1 protein-coding gene is annotated in these 717 nt (G+C 67.5%); it reads right to left on the minus strand.

What is annotated here, in order from left to right:
• Nucleotides 1-242 precede the first annotated feature (242 nt).
• Nucleotides 243-686, minus strand: coding sequence for a hypothetical protein (locus CJ179_RS50460; RefSeq protein WP_257016477.1), 444 nt, complete (start codon nucleotides 684-686; stop codon nucleotides 243-245).
• Nucleotides 687-717 lie beyond the last annotated feature (31 nt).

The raw sequence follows: 717 nt of genomic DNA on the forward strand, positions 1-717 counted from the left end.
CGGGTGCGCATCGGCACCGAGTTCCTGGTGCATCGTCGACACCGCGGCGTCGAGCGCGTTCGTCAGGGCTTCCGGGATTGTTGTGGCCGTGGCCCACCCCCAGAAGGCGGCGCGTTTCATCGGCCGGTGTCCATCGACTCGCCGCTGCAGAACAGACCGTTCACTGTTTTCCTCTCGTGAGACTGCGGGTGGTCAGGGCGGTTACCCGCGGCTGTCGGGGTGCACGGGCCCCCACTGGAAAGTCATGCACCCGCACACCCGCGGGGGCAGCGTACCCAGCGCCACCGACCACCTCGAGAACGTCGTCGTGCAGTGCACCGATGCCCAGCCCCGCGGCGAGCGCCTGCGAGCCGCAGGGCGTACGTACGCGACCGCGGGTCATAGACCGCCGGTGTGAGGTACCAACTGGTGCCGTTGGGCATCCCGAACAGGCCCTCGAAGTAATTGCTGTGACTGGCATCGGTGTTCAGGTCGTCGGTAGCGCAGCGGACCGAGACCAGCGCGAACAGGTGGGCACCGGTACCCGGTTCGGCCAGATCCGCGAACGGAGTGATCGCGGCTCCGGGGCAGGGGTGGTGCGGGGAGGTATGCATGTGGCCGACGACCTGAACTTCTCGGCCGTCGATCAAGGCGCGGTAGTCGCGGTAGTCGCGGCGAGGGGTGCGTGTGTCGTTGCGGTCAGGCATCGGTGGCCTCCTCGAGAAGTTGATCGATCCG

Origin of the sequence: Rhodococcus sp. ACS1, from assembly GCF_002300155.1 — a bacterium.
In the GTDB taxonomy this organism is placed as follows: Bacteria; Actinomycetota; Actinomycetes; order Mycobacteriales; family Mycobacteriaceae; genus Rhodococcus_F; species Rhodococcus_F koreensis.